11 protein-coding genes are annotated in these 18209 nt (G+C 66.5%); 8 read left to right on the top strand and 3 right to left on the bottom strand.

All coding sequences use genetic code 11. The annotated features are described in order from the left end of the window. Positions 1-121: 121 nt before the first annotated feature. The 3 genes from pgsA to AC6LKD_RS30260 all read left to right on the top strand — a co-directional run bounded on the left by pgsA (position 122) and on the right by AC6LKD_RS30260 (position 3294). Positions 122-694 carry a CDP-diacylglycerol--glycerol-3-phosphate 3-phosphatidyltransferase gene (gene pgsA / locus AC6LKD_RS30270; protein ID WP_013395003.1) on the top strand — a complete coding sequence of 191 codons (573 nt, stop codon included), beginning with the start codon at positions 122-124 and terminating at the stop codon, positions 692-694. Positions 695-879: 185 nt separating this feature from the next. Then, on the top strand, positions 880-2184 hold the full coding sequence (locus AC6LKD_RS30265) for an MFS transporter (RefSeq protein ID WP_013395002.1): 1305 nt from the start codon (positions 880-882) through the stop codon (positions 2182-2184). 108 nt (positions 2185-2292) lie between these two features. After that, a complete protein-coding gene (locus AC6LKD_RS30260; protein WP_492276248.1) occupies positions 2293-3294 on the top strand; it encodes a cytochrome-c peroxidase in 1002 nt (333 codons plus the stop codon). Between the two features lie 15 nt (positions 3295-3309). Here AC6LKD_RS30260 and queF read toward each other — a convergent pair whose 3' ends face one another. After that, positions 3310-4134: an NADPH-dependent 7-cyano-7-deazaguanine reductase QueF gene (gene queF / locus AC6LKD_RS30255; protein ID WP_498118344.1), complete on the bottom strand. Its 825-nt coding sequence runs from the start codon at positions 4132-4134 to the stop codon at positions 3310-3312. Between the two features lie 324 nt (positions 4135-4458). Between queF and aceA the strand changes: the two genes are divergently transcribed. From aceA to AC6LKD_RS30230, 5 genes are all read left to right on the top strand, one after another. Next, entirely contained in the window at positions 4459-5778 is a 1320-nt protein-coding gene (gene aceA / locus AC6LKD_RS30250; RefSeq protein ID WP_013394999.1) for an isocitrate lyase, read from the top strand. A gap of 204 nt (positions 5779-5982) precedes the next feature. After that, a complete protein-coding gene (locus AC6LKD_RS30245) occupies positions 5983-6621 on the top strand; it encodes an HAD-IB family hydrolase (RefSeq protein ID WP_498118343.1) in 639 nt (212 codons plus the stop codon). After that, entirely contained in the window at positions 6618-7496 is an 879-nt protein-coding gene (locus AC6LKD_RS30240) for a decaprenyl-phosphate phosphoribosyltransferase (protein WP_498118342.1), read from the top strand. Before AC6LKD_RS30245 ends, AC6LKD_RS30240 begins: the two co-directional genes overlap by 4 nt. Before the next feature lie 2 nt (positions 7497-7498). Beyond that, complete coding sequence (locus tag AC6LKD_RS30235) at positions 7499-7831, top strand: DMT family transporter (RefSeq protein WP_498118341.1); 333 nt, start codon at positions 7499-7501, stop codon at positions 7829-7831. A gap of 14 nt (positions 7832-7845) precedes the next feature. Further along, entirely contained in the window at positions 7846-8991 is a 1146-nt protein-coding gene (locus AC6LKD_RS30230; protein WP_498118340.1) for a hypothetical protein, read from the top strand. Between the two features lie 24 nt (positions 8992-9015). On the opposite strand, the gene AC6LKD_RS30225 is transcribed toward AC6LKD_RS30230, so the two are convergent. Continuing rightward, positions 9016-13659 carry a hypothetical protein gene (locus AC6LKD_RS30225; protein ID WP_498118339.1) on the bottom strand — a complete coding sequence of 1548 codons (4644 nt, stop codon included), beginning with the start codon at positions 13657-13659 and terminating at the stop codon, positions 9016-9018. 9 nt (positions 13660-13668) lie between these two features. After that, positions 13669-17847, bottom strand: a complete 4179-nt coding sequence (locus AC6LKD_RS30220; RefSeq protein WP_498118338.1) for a hypothetical protein — start codon at positions 17845-17847, stop codon at positions 13669-13671. Positions 17848-18209 lie beyond the last annotated feature (362 nt).

Below are 18209 nucleotides of genomic sequence, written 5' to 3'. Positions count from 1 at the left end.
GCGCAAAGCCAGGCCGCGCGGATCCGGCTCCGCCGGTCCGCAGCGGAGCCCCCCTTGGGGGGAAGCGCCGCCGGCGCTTCGGGGGGGGGCTACCCCACTCTTGATGTAGCATACGGACACTATGCCAATTAATGTACCCATTATCCTGACATGGCTGCGCATCGCCATGATTCCGCTGGTGGTCGGGCTGTTCTACCTGCCCGAAAGCTGGATGTCGGTCCCTGTTCGCGACACCTTCGCCGCCTGGGCTTTCATTATTGCGGCGCTGACCGATTGGTTCGACGGCTGGCTGGCCCGCCGCTGGAACCAGACCTCGGCGTTCGGCGCCTTCCTGGACCCGGTCGCCGACAAGCTGATGGTCTGCGCCGCCCTGATCGTCCTGCTGGACCTCAGCCGCGTCGATGCTTTTATTTCCCTGATCATCATCGGCCGTGAAATCACGATTTCCGCCCTGCGCGAATGGATGGCCAAGATCGGCGCCAGCGCCAGCGTGGCGGTGCACCGGCTGGGCAAGTTCAAGACGGCCGCGCAGATGGTGGCGATTCCGTGCCTGCTGTACAACCAGCCGATCTACGGCGTCAGCGCGCGCCTGCTGGGCGATGTGCTGATCATCGTGGCGGCGGTGCTGACGGTTTGGTCGATGCTGTATTACCTGCAGCGCGCCTGGCCCGCCATCCGCGAAAAGGCCCTGTAGTATTGGTTTGCACAACGGCGGCCCGGCTCGCGCAAGGCGGCCGCCGTTACATATAAAGAGCGATCGGCCGGCATGTCCGGCATGGCGCCTCATAGTCCAACGCCCGGAGCACCGGGCGTTGCCGGAGACAACCTGCGCATCGCCCCTGGCGCCGCGCCACCCGCCGCTGACCGCGGCTGCCTGCAATGAACACCGCTGCGAATACCCTGGCCCTGGACGCCGCCGCCCGCCGGCGCGACTGGAAGCTCATCATGCTGATCGGCGTGGCCCATGCTTCCTCCCACTTCTTCCAACTGGTGCTGCCCTCGCTCTATGTCTCGCTGGGCAACGAGTTCGGCCTGGACTTCGCCCGCCTCGGGCTGCTGGTGTCCACGTTCTACGTGGTGTCCGGCATCGGCCAGGCGTCTTCGGGCTTCGTGGTCGACCGGATCGGTGCGCGGCCGGTGCTGTGGTTCGGGCTGGCGTGTTTCGTGCTGTCGGGAGTGCTGATCGGATCGGCCAACGGCTACGCCATGCTGATTGCGGCGGCGGTCGTGGGCGGCATCGGTAATTCCGTTTTCCATCCTGCCGACTATTCGATCATCAACCATCGGGTTTCCGCGGCACGGCTGGGGCACGCGTTCTCCGCGCACGGGCTGACGGGCAACCTGGGTTGGGCGCTGACCCCGGTTTTCATGACCAGCATCACCTTGCTGGCGGACTGGCGCGTGGCGGCCTATAGCGCCGCCGGGCTGGTGGCGCTGGTGCTGCTGTTGACGATTCTGGGCCGCGACCTGCTTGGCGGCCCGTCGCCGCTGGAAGGCCATGCGGACGCGGAAACCGGCAAGGCTGCCGCCAAGCCCGCCGCGAAACCCCAGGAAAGCGTGCTGACCACGCTGGCCACGCTGTTGTCCAAGCCGGCGCTGTGGGGCGCATTCCTGTTCTTCGCCTGCACCTCCATCGCGCTGTCCTCGGTGCAGAACTACACCATTCCCTTGCTGGGCCAGCTGTATGACCTGTCCAAGGTCGCCGCCAGTTCGGCGCTGTCCGGCTATATGGTGGCTTCCGCCGTCGGCATGGCTGCGGGCGGTTTCCTGGTCTCGGCCAATCCGCGCACCGAGCGCACCGTGATGGTGGCGCTGATCCTGGCGGGTTTGACCCTGGTGGTGCTGGCGCTGGGCCTGGTGCCCGCCGTCCTGGCCGCGCCCGTGGTGGCCCTGGCTGGCTTTTGCTCCGGCGTGGCGGCGCCGTCGCGCGACATGCTGATCCGCCGTGTCACGCCCAAGGGATCCACCGGATCCGTCTACGGGCTGGTGTATTCCGGCATGGACGTGGGCTCGGCGCTGGGCCCGCTGGCATTCGGCCTGCTGCTGGACGCCGGCCTGCGCCAGGGTCCTTGGGTGGGCGCCGGCGTGGCGTTCGCCGCCGCGGCCTTCCTGGCGCAGTGGATCGCGGTGCAGGCGCGCCGCGCGGAACCCGCAGCCCCGGCCTCGGCTGCCGCACGATCCTGAACCCGCCGGGGCGGGCGCCCCGGCGGTTTGACCCTACGCAAGGTTGATGCGGCGTCTCTCTGATGTAATGACCTTGTCAGTGAAGTGGTCATTACTCAGGAGAAGCAAATGAGAAGGGCAAGCGCGTTGCTGGCGGCAGGGGTCGCCTTGGGCAGTTGGATGGGTCTGGCCAGTGCAGCCTCGCAGGAACCGATACAGCCGGTCGAGCCGGCGGTCATCAAGGAGCCGGCCAAGGTCGAGTTGGGCAAGAAGCTCTTCTTCGATCCGCGCCTGTCGCGCTCGGGCGCGATTTCCTGTAATTCCTGCCACAACCTGGGCATGGGCGGCTCGGACAATCTCAAGGCCTCGATCGGCCACAAGTGGCAGCAGGGCTCGATCAACTCGCCGACGGTGCTCAATTCCAGCCTGAACATCGCCCAATTCTGGGACGGCCGCGCCAAGGATCTGCGCGAGCAGGCGGGCGGCCCCATCGCCAACCCCATGGAAATGGCCTCCACCCACGAGCTGGCGGTGCAGGTGCTGAACTCCATCCCCGGCTATCGGGCGGAATTCAAGCAGGTCTTCGGCAAGGACGACATCACGATCGAAGAGGTCACCGGCGCCCTGGCCGCGTTCGAGGAAACGCTGGTAACGCCCAACTCGCGCTTCGACCAGTGGCTGCGCGGCGACCAGAAGGCACTGACCGTGCGTGAGCTGGCGGGTTATGAACTGTTCAAGAACAGCGGTTGCGTGGCCTGCCACAACGGCGTGGCGGTGGGCGGCAATTCGTTCCAGAAGATGGGCCTGGTCACGCCCTACGTCACCGAGAACAAGGCCGAGGGCCGCGCGGCGGTGACGGGCAAGGACGCCGACCGCTTCAACTTCAAGGTGCCGACGCTGCGCAACGTGGCGCTGACCTATCCGTACTTCCATGACGGCGAGGCAGCCACGCTGACGCAGGCCGTGGATGTGATGGGCCGCTTGCAGTTGGGCCGGACCTTCACGCCGGACGAGAACGCGCAGATCGTGGCGTTCCTGAAGACCCTGACGGGCGATCAGCCGGCCTTCCAGTATCCGGTGCTGCCGCCGTCGGCGGACGACACGCCGCGGCCCGAACCCTTTGTGAAGTAGGGCGGTTGCGGGGTCCTACTGGCGGACGGTGCGCACGTCCGCCGGCGGGCCGGCTTCGAAGTTGCTGCGCCACGGATTGATGTCCAGCCCGCCGCGGCGCGTGTAGCGCGCATAGACCGTCAACTGCTCTGGCCGGCAGGCCTGCATGATGTCGCTAAAGATGCGCTCGACGCAATGCTCGTGGAACTCCGCGTGCTGGCGGAACGACACCACATAGCGCAGCAGCGACTCGCGGTCTATCGGCGCGCCGCGGTAGCGGATCTGCACGCTGGCCCAGTCGGGCTGGCCCGTCACGGGGCAGTTCGATTTCAACAGGCGCGAAGCCAGCGTTTCCTCGACCACTTCGCCCGGGCGGGTGCGCAGCACTTCGGGCGCGGGCTCGTAGGTGTCGATCTCGATGTCCAGCTTGTCTATATAGATGCCGTCCAGCTCGCCCATCTGCAACTCGGAGAAACGCTGCGGCAGGAAGAAATCCAGTCCCACCGGCGCGCCGGCGGCGGCGCTCAGGTCGCGTTCCAGGCGGCCGCGCAGGGCGGCCGAATTGACCAGGCGGGTCTGGTTGAACGAGTTCAGGTAAAGCTTGAAGGACTTGGACTCGATGATGTTGGGGCTGTCGGCCGGCACTGAGAAGGTGGCCATGGCCACCCGCGGCTTGCCCTTGGCGTCCAGCCACGACAGCTCGTAGGCGTTCCACAGGTCCACGCCGGTGAAGGGCAGCTTGCCTGCTTCCAGGTTCAGCGCAGCGCGGTTGTGGGACCGGGCGATGGGGAAGAGCAGCGAGGGGTCGTATTGCGAGGCGTAGGCCACGCTCTGGCCCAGCGGGCCGTGGGACAGCGTCATAGCGGAGTCATCGGAAACTTGAAGAATGAGCGCATTGTAGGCGTTGGCAAAAAAGCCTGATTTTCCATATCGTGAAATGTAACCTTCGTCATGTGAAAGCCGCTGCTGCGCAGCAGCGGGAACCCATTTCACAGATGATAATTGCGTTTCGTAATACGAAATTGAATTTATAAATAATTGATTTATAAGGATAATATTTTTCGTCTTGTATAAGACATAAGGCCACATTGCTCCGCAGCAGAGGCATAGACTTTGTCCAACGATTCACGCAACGCAGGACGCGAATCTTTTGAAGTCTTCCCATCACTGACCAGGAGCATCACCATGAGCCATCGCGAAACCGAAATCCGCAATCTGCAGAAGGACTGGGCCGAAAACGCCCGCTGGCAAGGCATCAAGCGCGACTACAGCGCCGAGGACGTCATCCGCCTGCGCGGCTCCATCGGCGTGGAACACACGCTGGCGCGCCGCGGCGCCACCCGCCTGTGGGAACTGCTGCATAGCGAGCCTTTCGTGAATTCGCTGGGCGCCCTGACCGGCAACCAGGCCATGCAGCAGGTCAAGGCCGGCCTGAAGGCCATCTACCTGTCGGGCTGGCAGGTTGCCGGCGACGCCAACCTGGCCGGCGAAATGTATCCCGACCAGTCGCTGTACCCCGCCAACTCGGTGCCGCAGGTGGTCCGCCGCATCAACAACTCGCTGACCCGCTGCGACCAGATCCAGTGGATGGAAGGCAAGAACCCGGGCGACGAAGGCTACATCGATTTCTTCGCGCCCATCGTGGCGGACGCCGAGGCCGGCTTCGGCGGCGTGCTGAACGCCTTCGAACTGATGAAGGCCATGATCGAAGCGGGCGCCTCGGGCGTGCACTTCGAAGACCAGCTGGCTTCGGTGAAGAAGTGCGGCCACATGGGCGGCAAGGTGCTGGTTCCGACCCGCGAAGCCGTGGCCAAGCTGGTGTCGGCGCGCCTGGCGGCCGACACGATGGGCACGCCCACCGTGCTGCTGGCCCGCACCGACGCCGACGCGGCCGACCTGGTGACCAGCGACGTCGACGAAAACGACCGTCCCTTCATCACCGGCGAGCGCACCGTCGAAGGCTTCTTCCGCACCAAGGCCGGCATCGACCAGGCCATCTCGCGCGGCCTGGCCTATGCCCCGTACGCCGACCTGATCTGGTGCGAAACGTCCACGCCCAACCTGGAATACGCCCGCAAGTTCGCCGAGGCCATCCATCGCCAATTCCCCGGCAAGCTGCTGGCGTACAACTGCTCGCCCTCGTTCAACTGGAAGAAGAACCTGGATGACGGCACCATCGCCAAGTTCCAGCGCGAGCTGGGCGCCATGGGCTACAAGTTCCAGTTCATCACGCTGGCCGGCTTCCACGCGCTGAACTACGGCATGTTCGAACTGGCCCACGGCTACGCCCGCCGCCAGATGAGCGCCTTTGTCGAACTGCAGCAGAAGGAATTCGCCGCTGCTGAAATGGGCTTCACCGCCGTGAAGCACCAGCGCGAAGTCGGCACCGGCTACTTCGACGCCGTCACGCAGACCATCGAAGGCGGCCAGTCCTCGACCACCGCGCTGACGGGCTCGACGGAAGAGGCCCAGTTCGAACACGGCAAGGAGCAGAAGGTCGCGTAAGCGCCGCAGGAGAGTTATGCAGTTGTAGTTGCTGTTGTAGGGTGGATTTGGGTGCCTTCGGGCACCCTTTTTTTTGTTATTGCGCATCGTTGTTGTGCGGTGAGGTTCGAATTAACACAGTCGGTTACAATACGTAATTATGTGAATTCGAGCGACTGGCGCGGGCAATCCCGCCAGTTGGCTGACCCATTCCCAATTGTCAGAATGCCTCAAGAAATTTCATCCGTACCGGCCCTGCCCGTGGTGGCAGCCTTCGATTTCGACGGAACGCTGACCTACCGCGATACGCTGATTCCATTCCTGGCGCGGGTGTCATTGTGCAAGCTGCTGCTCGGCTTGACCCTGGTGTCGCCAGCCCTGGCGCTGCTCATGTGCGGCCAGCGGGGCAACGACCACGGCATGGCTCTCAGGCAGAGCGCGAAGCAACGCCTGTGCCGCGTCGTGTTGCGCGGCCGCAGGCAGGCCGACCTGAAAGAGCTGGCAGCCCGTTGGGTCCCCGGCATCGCACTGCGGCCTGACATGCTCGCCCGGTTGCGGACACATCAGCAGTCGGGCCACCGGGTGGTGATCGTCAGCGCTTCCCCGGACCTGTATCTCGGGGAAATGGCCCGGCGCCTGGGAGTTGAGCTCCTCTGCACCGGACTGGAAACAGCCGACGGTCGGCTGACCGGACGTTTCAGCACGGCAAATTGCTGGGGGCCGGAGAAGGTGGCGCGCCTGGAATTGCGTTTTGGACCTGTTGGTCGCTACGAGCTGCATGCCTACGGAGACAGCGGCGGCGATGCCTGGCTGCTGAAGGCTGCGGATTGCGCCTGGCTCAATGGCAGGAAGGTGGTCCGATGATGCCAGTGCTGAACCTGTTGCGTCCTCATCAATGGCTGAAGAATGGATTCGTGCTGCTCGGACTGCTGTTCGGACAGAGCTGGAGCGACCTCGATCTGATAGCGGCTGTGGGTGTCGCGTTCGTGGCCTTTTGCATGGCATCCAGCGCCGTCTACGTGCTCAACGACTACCACGACCGTGAGGCCGACGCGCGCCACCCCAGGAAGAAGATACGTCCCATAGCAAGCGGCAGCGTGAGCCTGCACACTGCCCGCATGCTGGTGGCCGCGCTGGTTGCGGGGGCGCTGCTGCTGCCGGCGGGGGCCGGCCTGTGGGCAGTGATGGCGGCCGTGGCTGCCTATCTCGCCCTCAATATCGCCTATACGTTCAAGCTCAAGCATGTCGTCCTGGTGGACGTGTTCTGCATTGTGGCGGGCTTCATGATCCGCCTGATCTGCGGAACGTACGCGGTGGGGATCACGCCGTCGCGTTGGATGCTGCTGTGCTCGTTCATGCTCACCTTGTTCCTGGGGTTTGCAAAACGCCGCGCGGAGTTCGGTCCGGCGCTATCCGAAGGCCTGGTCATGCAGGGCTCCACACGTCTGGTGCTCCGTTACTACTCGCCTCAACTGCTCGACGTGCTCATGGCCATTACCGTAAGCATGACGATACTGACCTACGGACTCTATACCTTGGATCCCGCGACAGCGGCCCTGCATGGCACCGAAAACCTGATCATTACCTTGCCCATCGTGACCTTCGGCGTGTTTCGGTACCTGTACCTGATCTACGGGCAGGGAGCCGGCGAAGACACCGGCCGGGACCTGCTGTCCGATGCGCAAATCCGCTTGGCGGTGGCTGCCTGGGCCCTGGCAGTTTTCTTTCTCGTCAGATAACCATGGCATATCTACTTCTATTCCTGGCCAGCGCCTGCAGCGCCGCCGCGAGCATCGCCTTGAAGGTTGGGGGAACGTCCCGGGGCATGTCCTTGTTTGGCGTGCAGGGCGGGGCGTCATACCTCCTGGCCATTGCCTCGTACGGTGCTGGTTTCGGTTTTTACGCGCTCTCGCTGCGCCGGTTGGATCTCACCCTGGCATATCCGCTGATGGTTGCCGTTTCCATACTTGGCATCTTCGCGTATGGGGCGTTCTCTGGCGCCGAGGAACTCGGCTCGTATCGCCTGGCGGGAGCAACGCTCATCGTCCTTGGCGTCTTTCTTCTCTCTCGATAAAACCTGACCCGATGATGACGCGATTCTTCGGCAGCCGCTTCTACAGCGGTTTCCTGTTGCTGCTTTTTTTCCTGATGGTGGCGGCGGCCTCGTTCAACGGCTTCTATACGAAGTGGCGCTTGAACGACGGCCATCCCTCGCTGGGACTGTCGTATATGGTTGAGGGGACGGCGGCGCGTCCCTACGTCTATCGGCAGCTGCTGCCAGCCATGGCCAACCAGATTCAGAGCTTGTTGCCGGTGGCGACCCTGGCGAGGATTTCCAGCAGTCTGTCGGACCCGCGCAAGATAAACAGCCGGTCGAGCCTGGCGATGAAGTATCCCGAGTCAGAGGCGTTGAAGCCGGCCGTCGCATTGCGCTATTACATCGTCTATTACCTGACGTTTTTCGCCCTGGTCGCCAGCCTCTACGTCATGCGCGGACTTTGCCTGCGGGTGGGAGCGACAGAACCGGCGGCGATAGCCGCGCCGGCAATCATGGCCTTGCTTTTGCCTTTCATGCTGACCGAGGGCGGCTACTTCTACGACTTCACCGAGGTGCTCTTCATCATGAGCGCCGTGACGCTTGCTCTTGGTGTGGAAACGCTGCGCTCATGGCGAGCGCTTCTCCTGCTGGTGCTGGCGGGGCTGGCGACGTGGAATAAGGAGGCATTCTTCTGGTTTACGCCAGCGCTCTATCCGCTGCTGCGCGTGCACTTGGACCGCATCCGGGCGGCCGGCCTGGTTTCGGCCTTGATGTTGGCCGGCGGCTGCGTCTACCTGGCGATGCGCTTGCGTTACGCCGGAAATCCCGGTTCGACCGTGGATTTCCAACTGTGGGGCAACCTGCTGTTCTACGCCGATCCCGGCAACTGGTTCCGTACTGAAAACACCTACGGCATCCTGTTGCCGCGCGGCTTCAGCCTTGTATTCGTTCTTGTCTTTGCTGGCCTGGGCGTGAAAGCATGGCGCCGCCTGCCCGTCACCTTGCGGGTCCATGGAGCGATAGCGGCGGCGATCAATCTGCCCTTGTTCCTGCTGTTTTGCTCCCCAGGCGAAATGCGCAATCTCAGCATGCTGTATCCCACGCTGACCTTGCTGATTGCCTGCGCGCTGTCGGCGTGGCTGAGCATGGCCGCCCGGTCAGGCCCGGCTGGGCGCGGGACGAAGGCGGTCGACTAGGCGGGCGGCGCGCCGGGCGTATCGTCAGAGCCCGAAGAACATCGAGTACACCAGCCGCTCTTCCACCACGCGGCGCTGCTGCGTGGCGCCGGCGCGCCGTTCGGGCACGGAGTTGTCGGTGTAGTAGCGCTCGTACTCGCGCACCGCGATGCGCGCCGGCTTGCCGCCGCTGTCGGGGAGCGCGGCGCTGGCGGTCCAGATGACCGGGTCCAGCAGCTCGCCCAACAGAGGGCCTTCCAGCACGGGCGGAAAACGTACCACCGGGCCGACCACCACGTTGCCCAAGCGCGAAAGATCGGCGAGCGTCGTGGGCGTGGCGGTTTCCAGGATGGGCAGTTCGCGCATGCGGTCTATGAGGATGGGGCCTGGGCCGGACGGCTGGGGGGGCGGTCCCGCCGGGTCCAGCAGGCCCGATGCCAGCACCTTGGCATCGCTCCAGGCCAGGTCGCTGTCCAACGCCGGGTCGCGCGTCTGCAGCACCAGTTCCACGCGGTTGCGGCCGCTTTCGGCGGTCTGGCCTATGCCGGGGATGAAGGAGATGTTCAGGTACTCGGAGTCCAGCGGGAACTTCATGGGCCCATGCTTGGGGACCACGCCGCGCAGGCTGAACGTCAGCCGGCCGCGCTTGATTTCGAACACCGCGCGCCGGCGCGGCAGCACCTGGGAGAACTCGGCCTGCACAACCCGCGACAGCTTGGCGGAACTGATGGCGTTGGGCTGATAGCGCGCCAGCGCCAGGCGCACGAAGGGCATGTAGGTCCGGCCGGGATCGAGTTCGATGTCGCAATACCAGCGCGCGCGTTCCTCGCTCCAGCGCACGCGGTGTCCGACCACGTGGACCAGCTGGGACGGGATTTCCTGCAGGTAGACCTGCTCATCGGTGACGCGCGCAGAGAAGTCCGACACGCGCGCCTTGTGCTTGGGCGGGGGCGTCTCCCACAGCGGATCCATGCCCCACTGCGTCACCAGCGGCGTCAGCGGATTGCCGATGTCGGTGAAGTTCTGGCCGTCGCCCGCGATCACCACGCCCAGCAGCTCGCCGTCGCCGGAAGAGAACCAGGGACGCTCCAACCAGACCCGCAGGCCGTTGCCCAGCCGCGTCACGTCCAGCTTGCCGGCACCCGCTGTTTCCTGCCAGCGGAAGGTTGGCACCACGTAGGTGAGGACGGGGGCGTCCGGCGGCGCGCTGGCGCGCACGACAGTGTTCTGCGCCCGGCCGTCGCGCCTGAGCACCGGGGCGCCGGGGTCATCGTCCGCGCCCACTTCTACCAGCGGGCCATCGGCGACGGGCCCCAGCCGCGTGACCTTGTCCGTCTGCGCGTAAAGCGAGGGCGGCAGGTATTCGCGAAAGCGCGTGGCGGCGCGCAGGCGGTAGCGGATGAGCCGGAAGCGGGTGTCGCCGAACTCATGGCGGTCGCCGCGCGCGCGCAGCTTCCCGTCGGCGTTCAGTTGTTCCTTCACCGCGTTGCTCAGGCTGAAGAGGTTCGCGTAGTTTTCCGACAAGGGGACCTCGGCCAGCACGCCATGGCCGGCATGGCGTTCCGGACGCAGCTTCTGCAGGTCGTCCACCCATTCGCGCCAGTCGGCCTCGATCTCGACCTTGCCGGTGGTGGGGCCGTGCAGCCGCACGCGGGCGTACAGGTCCGCGTGGGCATCGCCAGGCCCGCGCTGCGGTTCCTCGGCCATCAGCAGCAGGGGCTCGCATATCGGCTGCTGCGTTGCGTGCACCAGCACCAGCGGACGATAGGGCGTGACCATCCAGCAGCCGCCCAGCACCGACGACAGGCGCAGCGTGGCGCGCTCGCCCTCGTTGTTCGCCCAGGCGGGTATGCCGAAGGTGTTGGCCAGGCCGGGATTCACAAAGCTGGAATAGCGCAGCCGGGCGATGCGGCCCTTGGGCAGGTAGAAGGTCAGGACCCGTTTGGCCTCGTCCCAGGTGGGCAGGCCATCGTCGGGAAAGTCCTCCGAGCAGGGCGGATCGGTCAGGGTGGCGCGGCGCTCTTGCAGCACGATGCGCAAGCCCTGCGTGTCGGGCCACTTGGATGCGTGCGCCACCAGCAGCACCAGCTCCGGGGCAGGCGTCTGCGCGATGACGGCGCTGGGGCCCAACACCTTGGGGCCGGTGACGCCGGGCAAGGCGTAGCCTGGCTGGGCGCGCAGCGCGATGCCGCCGGCCGCCGGGTCCGGCAGATAGGGCGTGAGCACCTGGGCTTCGCGGTGGATGACATACTGCCCGGCGGCCAGGCGCTCGCCGGTAGGCTGCTCGGCCGAGGGCAGTCGCGGCGGCACCTGCTCGGTGGTCGCCACCTGCTCCAGCGCCTGCGGCGTCACCAGTTCTATATCCGTGTCCGGCCCCTTGTCGTAAAGCGTGGCCGCATCGCGGGCCGCGATTTCATAGGCCTGCTTGATGCCGGCGGGATCGCCCATCATGGCGTCGAACAGGCCGTGCGTTTCGCATTGCAGCTGGGATGCCTTGGGCGGCACCACGTGGCGTTCGTTGACTGCCGTGTACGCGAAGTCCTTGGAGGCGTCCTGCAGGCGGGCTTGCTTGAAGTCGGGGCTGTCGAGGTAGGCGGCCGGATCCAACCCAGTATTGCTGCGGATCACCATGCGTTCCAGCGATTCGCCTTCGCTGACGCGGGCGCGCTGCACCAGCGCCGGCGGATCGACGGGTTCGAAGCGCCAGTAGACGACCGGCTGCGTGGCGTTGTCGTCCTGCTTGAGCGAGGGGTCATCGAGCGCCAGGCTGTTGCCGGCCAGGTCCACCAGGCGCGCGCGGAAGCGGTAGGGCATGCCAAAGCGCAGGCGCGGCAGGCTGCCCTTGGCAGCCGTGAAGCTGACCGCCAGGCCGTTGCCTTTTTCCGTGGCGGTGTCCTGCACGTCCTCCGGCGTCTCGCCCTGCACCCCGCTATCCGGGTCCACGCGGTCGCGCAGGGTGCGCCCGGGGCGCGGCGCCACCAGGCTCCAGCCGGTCCAGCGGAACAGGGATTCATGCAGGTATTGGTCTTCCGGGTCCTCGCCGCCGCTGGTGGAGGCGCCTTTGACATAGCCCTCGTCATCGGGCAATTGCAGCGGCGCGCCGCCATCGGTGCAGCGGTAGGCGCCGGCGCGCTGGCACAGCGAGCGCCAGGGCGGCGGATCGCCGGGCGCTTGCGGCTGCGCGTCCACGCGATAGCCGCGCAGCAGGTCCTCGGCATACAGCACGATGCTGCCCGGCGCGCCGGACAAGGCGGCGTTCTTCAGGGCCGCGGCAGCCGCGTTCTGCGCCACTTCCCAGGCGCGGCCACGGCGCGCCACGCCCAGGCCGCCCGAGCGCAGCGCGGCCACGCCTTGCTTGTCGCCGGTGGTGTAGGTCACCGCGCCGTCGGCGCCCAGCGCCAGGCTTTTGGCGATCAGGTTCTGGGCGCTCAGCACGAAGTCCACGGTTTTGAGCGCCGCGCCGTCGGGGTCTGCCTGATAGACGTCGAAGGGGCTGCGCGGCTCGTACAGGTTCCAGCTGTCGTCGGCGCGGCGCAGTTTCAGCATGCCGCGCTCATGGTCGGCGGGGTTGCGGGGACGCGTGGTGAAGCGTTCCGCGTCGCCCGTCCAGGCGGTGGCGGGGCAAGCGTCGTCGCCCGCGTCGTGGCCGTCTTCCCAGCGCAGGGTCAGGAAGAAATAGCCTTGCGCGGCGGGTGCGGCCGCCAGTTGCTGCGCGATCGGCGAGTCCGCGGGCAGCAGGCAGTCGATGACCAGACCGAGCTGGCGCAGCAGCGCCGGATAGTCGCCGTAGGACGCGACGATGGCGTGGAAATCCATTTCGGGCTGGGCGGGCGGCGCGGGCACGTTCTCGCCATCCGGCCGCCGGATGCTGCGTTGTTGCGCCGTGGGTGGATCGCGGCGATAGAAGCGGTTGGCCTGGAACAGGGTGTACTCGGCCTGCGAGCTCCACAGCTTCATCAGGTTCTGGTCGGGGCCGGCGAGCCCGCCATCGTTCCATCGGGTGGGCAGGGCACGCAGCGGAAAGCTCACTCCGGGTTGGGGATTGCCCTCGGCGTTCACGCCCGGCGCTGCGGCGCGGCCCTCATAGATGCTGTGCGGACCGTAGACCTGCGAGCGCAGCACGCGCTCGGCGCCGTCGCCACTGTCGTCGAAGAAGCGGTCGAAGCCGGGCAGCGGCATCTCGACGCGCCGGTCGCCCAGCGAGATGTAGGTCGTGCGCGTGCCGCAGTCGCCCAGCATGTCCTTCAGGCCCGGATGCGCGTCGCGCCAGGGCAGCAGCGTGGGTGGCGTACCGGTGGCCTGCACCGCCAGCCTGCCGTAGTGCTTGCGGGCCAGGCCCAGCACGCCCGCCACCGAATACGAAAACAGGTTGACCTTGCTCATGTCGCGGAACACGAAGCCGGCGACTGGCGTGGTCTTGGGCAGCAGCCGTTCCCACAACGCCGCGTCGGCCTGCATCTGCGGCTCCAGCTCGATCTCCGCCATGCCGGTGTTCAGCACGAAGCGCAGCCGTTCCAGCGTGCGCGGCCAGTTGACCCAGTCGGCGTAGGCGTGCAGCTGCTGCTCGTCCGCGGCCTGCGGCGTCAGGCGCGGCGAGGCCACGATGGAGATGCGCAGCCGGCCTGCATCGGAGCCGGCCGGCACGCGGCCGTTGGGGATCACGGTCCAGACTATCGTTTGCTTGGCCATGGACGTTCCTCAGGCAAAGGCTTCGGCGTATTCGCGCCAGGCGTACTCGGTGCCGTCGTCGATCAGCGCCAGCTCCTGCGCCAGCGGCAGCTCGGGGCGCGGCCCCATCAGGTCGCGGAAGCCCGGGTCGCCGTTGGATCCGGCGAACTTGCGCTCGCAGGACAGCGATACGCTCATCGAGAACATGAAGACTTCGATCTCGACCGTGATGGTGGCGCGCCCCGCGCACTTGCCGCTTTCGAACTCGTAGCGCAGCTCCAGGTAGATCTCGATGGAAATGCTGACGATGCCCAGCACGCTGACGCAGCCGCCCATGCGGAAGTACCCGGCCAGCGAGCAGGCGTTCTTCTCCATGCGGAAGTAGATGCCCGCCATGACGTGCACGCCGCCCGAAGCCACGCCCAGGTTCACCGACACGCTGGCGCCGAACTCGAAGGCGGCCTCCATGAGCTGGACGCCGCTGGGATCCAGCGTGATGCCGAAAAAGCCGCCGCCGCCGAACATGCAGACCGACAGATTGAAGGGCTGTTCGCGCGTGCAGAAATTGAAGCGCACGGACAGGGGCTGGCCGATGAAGGGCACGGTGAAGCCCGCGCCCAGGCTCAGATTGGAAAGATTGAAGACGCCGATGGCGACGGCCGGCAGCGCCACGTCGAAGCCCGCGTCTACCCCCTTGGCCGAGATGTCCAGGTAAGGCGGATCGGAGAATCCGTCCAACGGGATGAGGTCGCGCAGCGTTTCGACGAAGGACAGGGGGCCGACGAACTTGATGTCGGTCAGCAGCACGTCCACGTCCATCTTCGCGGCCGTGTCGATGCGGAATTCGATCTTCTCGAAATTCAGCTCCATGAAGCTGGCCGGCGCGATCAGCACCAGGTCGAAGTCCTTCAGCGAGCAGACCACCGACATCTTGGGCGCGCTCTGCCCGTTCTTGCGCACGCGCGCTTCCACCGCCACCCGGAAGCCGCGGGCATCGTTGACGCGGAACAGCGGCGGGTCTCCGGGCTTGATCGACCAGCTCTTGATCACCGGATTCCAATCGAAGCGGAGGGTGAGTTCATCGCCGGTCAGTAGCTCCAGCAGCTCGGCGCTGGCCAGCACCGCATCGACCGCCAGCTTGACCGCGTTCAACGCCGTCTGCGCAATCTGGCGCGGCGCGCCTTCGAGCAGGCGCGCGCTGCCGATGGTGCCGGACAGCGGCCCGACGGCGTCCGTGATGGCCTGCAGGCGCGGGGTGAGCGTCGCGGCGTCGGCGAAAAGCTCGTCCAGCTGGCCGGGCTGGCCCACCACCGCATCGAGCGCGTCATACAGCGCCTTGCCCTGCACCAGCAGCGCGGGCACGACGCCCACGCTGTCCAGCAGTATCCCGGCGGTATTGGCGGCCTGGCGCAGCGACAGGCGCAAGCCGTCGGGCAAGCCCACGCCATTGACCTTCGCGTCGGCGGCCGTGCGTAGCGCCGTGGCGGCGTCGCGCGCGGCGGTGAGCACCGCGGGCAGCCCCGGCAGCGCGGGCGCGGCGTCGAAGGACTGCCCGGCCAGCAGCGCTACCTGTGCGCGCACCGCCTCCAGCGCGGCCATCAGCGCGTTGACGCGGGCCTTTGCGTCCTGCACCAGGTTTTGGGCATAGGCCTGCGCCTGGCCGAGCAGATCCTGCAAGGTGTCCTTCAGCACCTGCAAGGCGGCTTCGGCGATGCGGCCCGGCTGCTGCGCCAGGTCCGCCACCAGGCCGTAGAGCCGGCCCATTTCGTTGACCAGGCTTTCAAGCTGCGAACAGGCTTCCGATACGAAGCGCGGCACCTGTTCTGGCGTGCCGGCCGCGTTGGAAACTGCCTCGATCACGTCGCCCAGCGGAATGCAGCCGAACAGCAGCGGAAAGGGCAGGTCCGAGGACAGGACCTTGGGGAAGATGTCGGGCCCGCTCATCTTGCCGGCCACGAAGTCCGCCACCTTGCCGCTGACCGGGCCGGCCATGCGCGACAGGGCCGTGGGGCGCAGATTCGGCTGCACGAAGCCGCCTGCGCGGTCGCCCTGGGCGGAGAAGTTCAACACGGCATCGCCGCGGTAGCCGGGCTCGGCGTCTATGTTGCCGAAGACCTGGCCGACGTTGGCGGAGTCGAATCCGAATCGCAGGTAGTGATCGTTCCAGCTCAGCCCGCTGTTGCTGTCGCTGCCGGTCAGTTCGGCCAGCGCGGCGATGCGGATCGCGGCGCGCTTGATGCCTGGATAGAACAGGGGGCCGTTCAGCGAGTCGCTGTAGGCGCGCAGCTGGGTATTGCCCGGATCGACCAGGCCGTCGAACTCGATCGTCTCCGCTTGCGCCGCGGTATCGCCGGGCTTGAGCGGCGAGGCGAACGTGACGCGCTGCTGCTTGAACTGCGCGGTGCGGCGGCTGGATTCGGCGTTGCGCCAGGCCTCCCGCGTCTGCTGCGCGAAAATTTCCGCGTTCGCATAGTCTGGTGTCAGCCATTGGCCGCTGAGCTTGCGCGGGCAGGCCCGGCCGCCGTCCATGAAGATCATGGGCAGGTCGAACTGCACGTTGCGGCCGTCGATGTCGGTGGCCGAACAGGCGAAGCGGAAGGGGATTCCGCCTATGCACGGCCAGAACAGCAATTGTCCCAGGCCGTCGATGTTGCTGGCCTGGGAGGTGGGAGGGTCCAGGCTGGGCGTGACGGTGGTCAGGATGCGCACGCTGGAGAACGGCATCCGGCGATGCAGGAAGATCATGTTCCCCGTGTCGTCCCGCGCCTGCAGCTGCGGGTCGGCGTAGACGCGCTCGCGCTCGCGCACGATGATAAACAGGCGCTGGCGCAGGTAGGCCGTGTTGCCCGGCCTGCCCGTATGGAACTTGCGTTCGCTGACCTTCACCAGCGAGGCGCGGTGGCCGAAGGGATACAGCAGGCCCTTGTAGACGACGCGGACGTAGTGGTCGCGGCCCATGGCGCCGCGATGCGTCCATTCTTCCAGCGACAGCCCCGGCGCATCCCAGTTGCCGCGCGAATCCAGCCACGCGCCCAGCGCGGACAGCATCAGCAGCTTGGCGTCGACGGGCTGGGGCGTGTAGTTGGCGACGGAGAAGTTCGACGACAGGTGCGCGATCTGGAAGCGGTCGAAATCGTCCATCGGCATGCGGAAGGGCGCGGTGTTCGGCTGCGGCAGATAGGTCACCGTCGGCACCGGGAACGCCGCCTGCATGGGCTTGGTCGTGCCTTCGCCGCCCAGCGCCCAGACCGCGCGCACGGTGGGCCGGGGATCGTCCGCGAGCGGCGCCCGGGCGCTGTCCTCCGGCTGCGCGGCCAGCAGCTGGGTATGCCAGAGCTCGGTGTGCTGCGTGGCGCCGGAGGTCGCCGGCGCCTTGGCGTGGCGCCAGCGCTCGTCTGCATGCGGGCTGAGGATCAGCCGCCAGGGCAGTTCGATCGCCGTCTGTTGCGCGGCGGGCAGCGCGGGTTTGGGGCCGCGCCTGAGGATTTCGATCAGGGCGCTGGTGCGCTGCAATTCACGGACGGGCGCGCCGCCGTCCAGGCGCAATGCGCGCAGGCCGGGCGCGCCGCCCGCCTGGCGCAGCAGCAGTGCCGCGGGCGCATGCTGTTGCGTGACGATGCGCGCAGTGCGCAGCGCGAAGCTCGACAGCGCCGCGCGCTGCACCGGCGAGAGCTTGTCGATGCGCTTGTCGAACAGGTCGCGCAGGTTCAGGCGCGGCGCGCTGGGCCCCGGCGGGCGCGCGTTGGCGGCCACGGCCTGGGGCAGGGACTCCATCGCCGCCAGCACGCCTTCCAGCGTGTAGGGCACGTCGAAGCCGTCGGGAATGGCAAAGGCCAGCCGCGATTCGCCGGCGATGCGCGCGCGCACGGGTGGGCCGGTGGGATCTTCTTCCTCGCCGGGAGGGGGGGCCGGCTTGTCCGGCGTGGGGCGGGGCGCGGGCTGGTCGGCGGTGTCGGGAGGCGGCTTTTCGAAGAAGGTTTCTTCGGTGATCGACTGCGGCGGGAAGTGGACGATGAGCGTGGCGGCCCCGTCGCCCGCCTTCTTCAGGCGGGGCGGCTGGCCCGGCGTGACCGTCAGATTGCGCAGCTCCAGTCGCAAGGCCAGCAGATCGGCCGGACGCAGCACGGCTTGGCCTGGGCGGGTGCCGTCGAAGAAATTGCGGTTGGGATTTGGGGCCAAGACAGGAATGTTCAGCCTTCTGGTGACCATGCCAGTTCTCCTGCAAATAAGGAAACCCAGGAACGAAATCCTGCACGTCCAGCTACCTGCGAATCGAACTGCCAATGTGGCGAAAATTATCGTTGTGTTGCGTTAGTAGTCAACAACGCGCAGCCGCGCGGCGGCGGCGGCCGCGGCAGCGCCGGTTTGAGAATCCGGATGTGGCTGAAGGATGTAGAAGGCCTGCGCCTTCACTCGGGAAGTTCATGCTTTGCATGAGGCTGCGGGCGCCATCCGCGGAGCCGGAAAGCGATGCAGCGGCATGCATCCGCTAAAGGCGGGGGCGGCCTCAGGCGGAATTTATTTTGTACGAATGCGTAACGGCTCCGGCCCCGGAAAGCGCGCTTTTCCGG

The organism is Achromobacter sp. D7-1 (genome assembly GCF_059760445.1).
This window is presented reverse-complemented; position numbering and strand designations above follow the sequence as displayed.

Coding starts and splice junctions, on each gene's coding strand:
- AC6LKD_RS30235 (WP_498118341.1), top strand. CDS start 7,499: ATGGCATATCTACTTCTATTCCTGGCCAGCGCCTGCAGCGCCGCCGCG.
- AC6LKD_RS30265 (WP_013395002.1), top strand. CDS start 880: ATGAACACCGCTGCGAATACCCTGGCCCTGGACGCCGCCGCCCGCCGG.
- aceA (WP_013394999.1), top strand. CDS start 4,459: ATGAGCCATCGCGAAACCGAAATCCGCAATCTGCAGAAGGACTGGGCC.
- AC6LKD_RS30245 (WP_498118343.1), top strand. CDS start 5,983: ATGCCTCAAGAAATTTCATCCGTACCGGCCCTGCCCGTGGTGGCAGCC.
- queF (WP_498118344.1), bottom strand. CDS start 4,134: ATGACGCTGTCCCACGGCCCGCTGGGCCAGAGCGTGGCCTACGCCTCG.
- AC6LKD_RS30225 (WP_498118339.1), bottom strand. CDS start 13,659: ATGGCCAAGCAAACGATAGTCTGGACCGTGATCCCCAACGGCCGCGTG.
- AC6LKD_RS30240 (WP_498118342.1), top strand. CDS start 6,618: ATGATGCCAGTGCTGAACCTGTTGCGTCCTCATCAATGGCTGAAGAAT.
- AC6LKD_RS30220 (WP_498118338.1), bottom strand. CDS start 17,847: ATGGTCACCAGAAGGCTGAACATTCCTGTCTTGGCCCCAAATCCCAAC.
- pgsA (WP_013395003.1), top strand. CDS start 122: ATGCCAATTAATGTACCCATTATCCTGACATGGCTGCGCATCGCCATG.
- AC6LKD_RS30230 (WP_498118340.1), top strand. CDS start 7,846: ATGACGCGATTCTTCGGCAGCCGCTTCTACAGCGGTTTCCTGTTGCTG.
- AC6LKD_RS30260 (WP_492276248.1), top strand. CDS start 2,293: ATGAGAAGGGCAAGCGCGTTGCTGGCGGCAGGGGTCGCCTTGGGCAGT.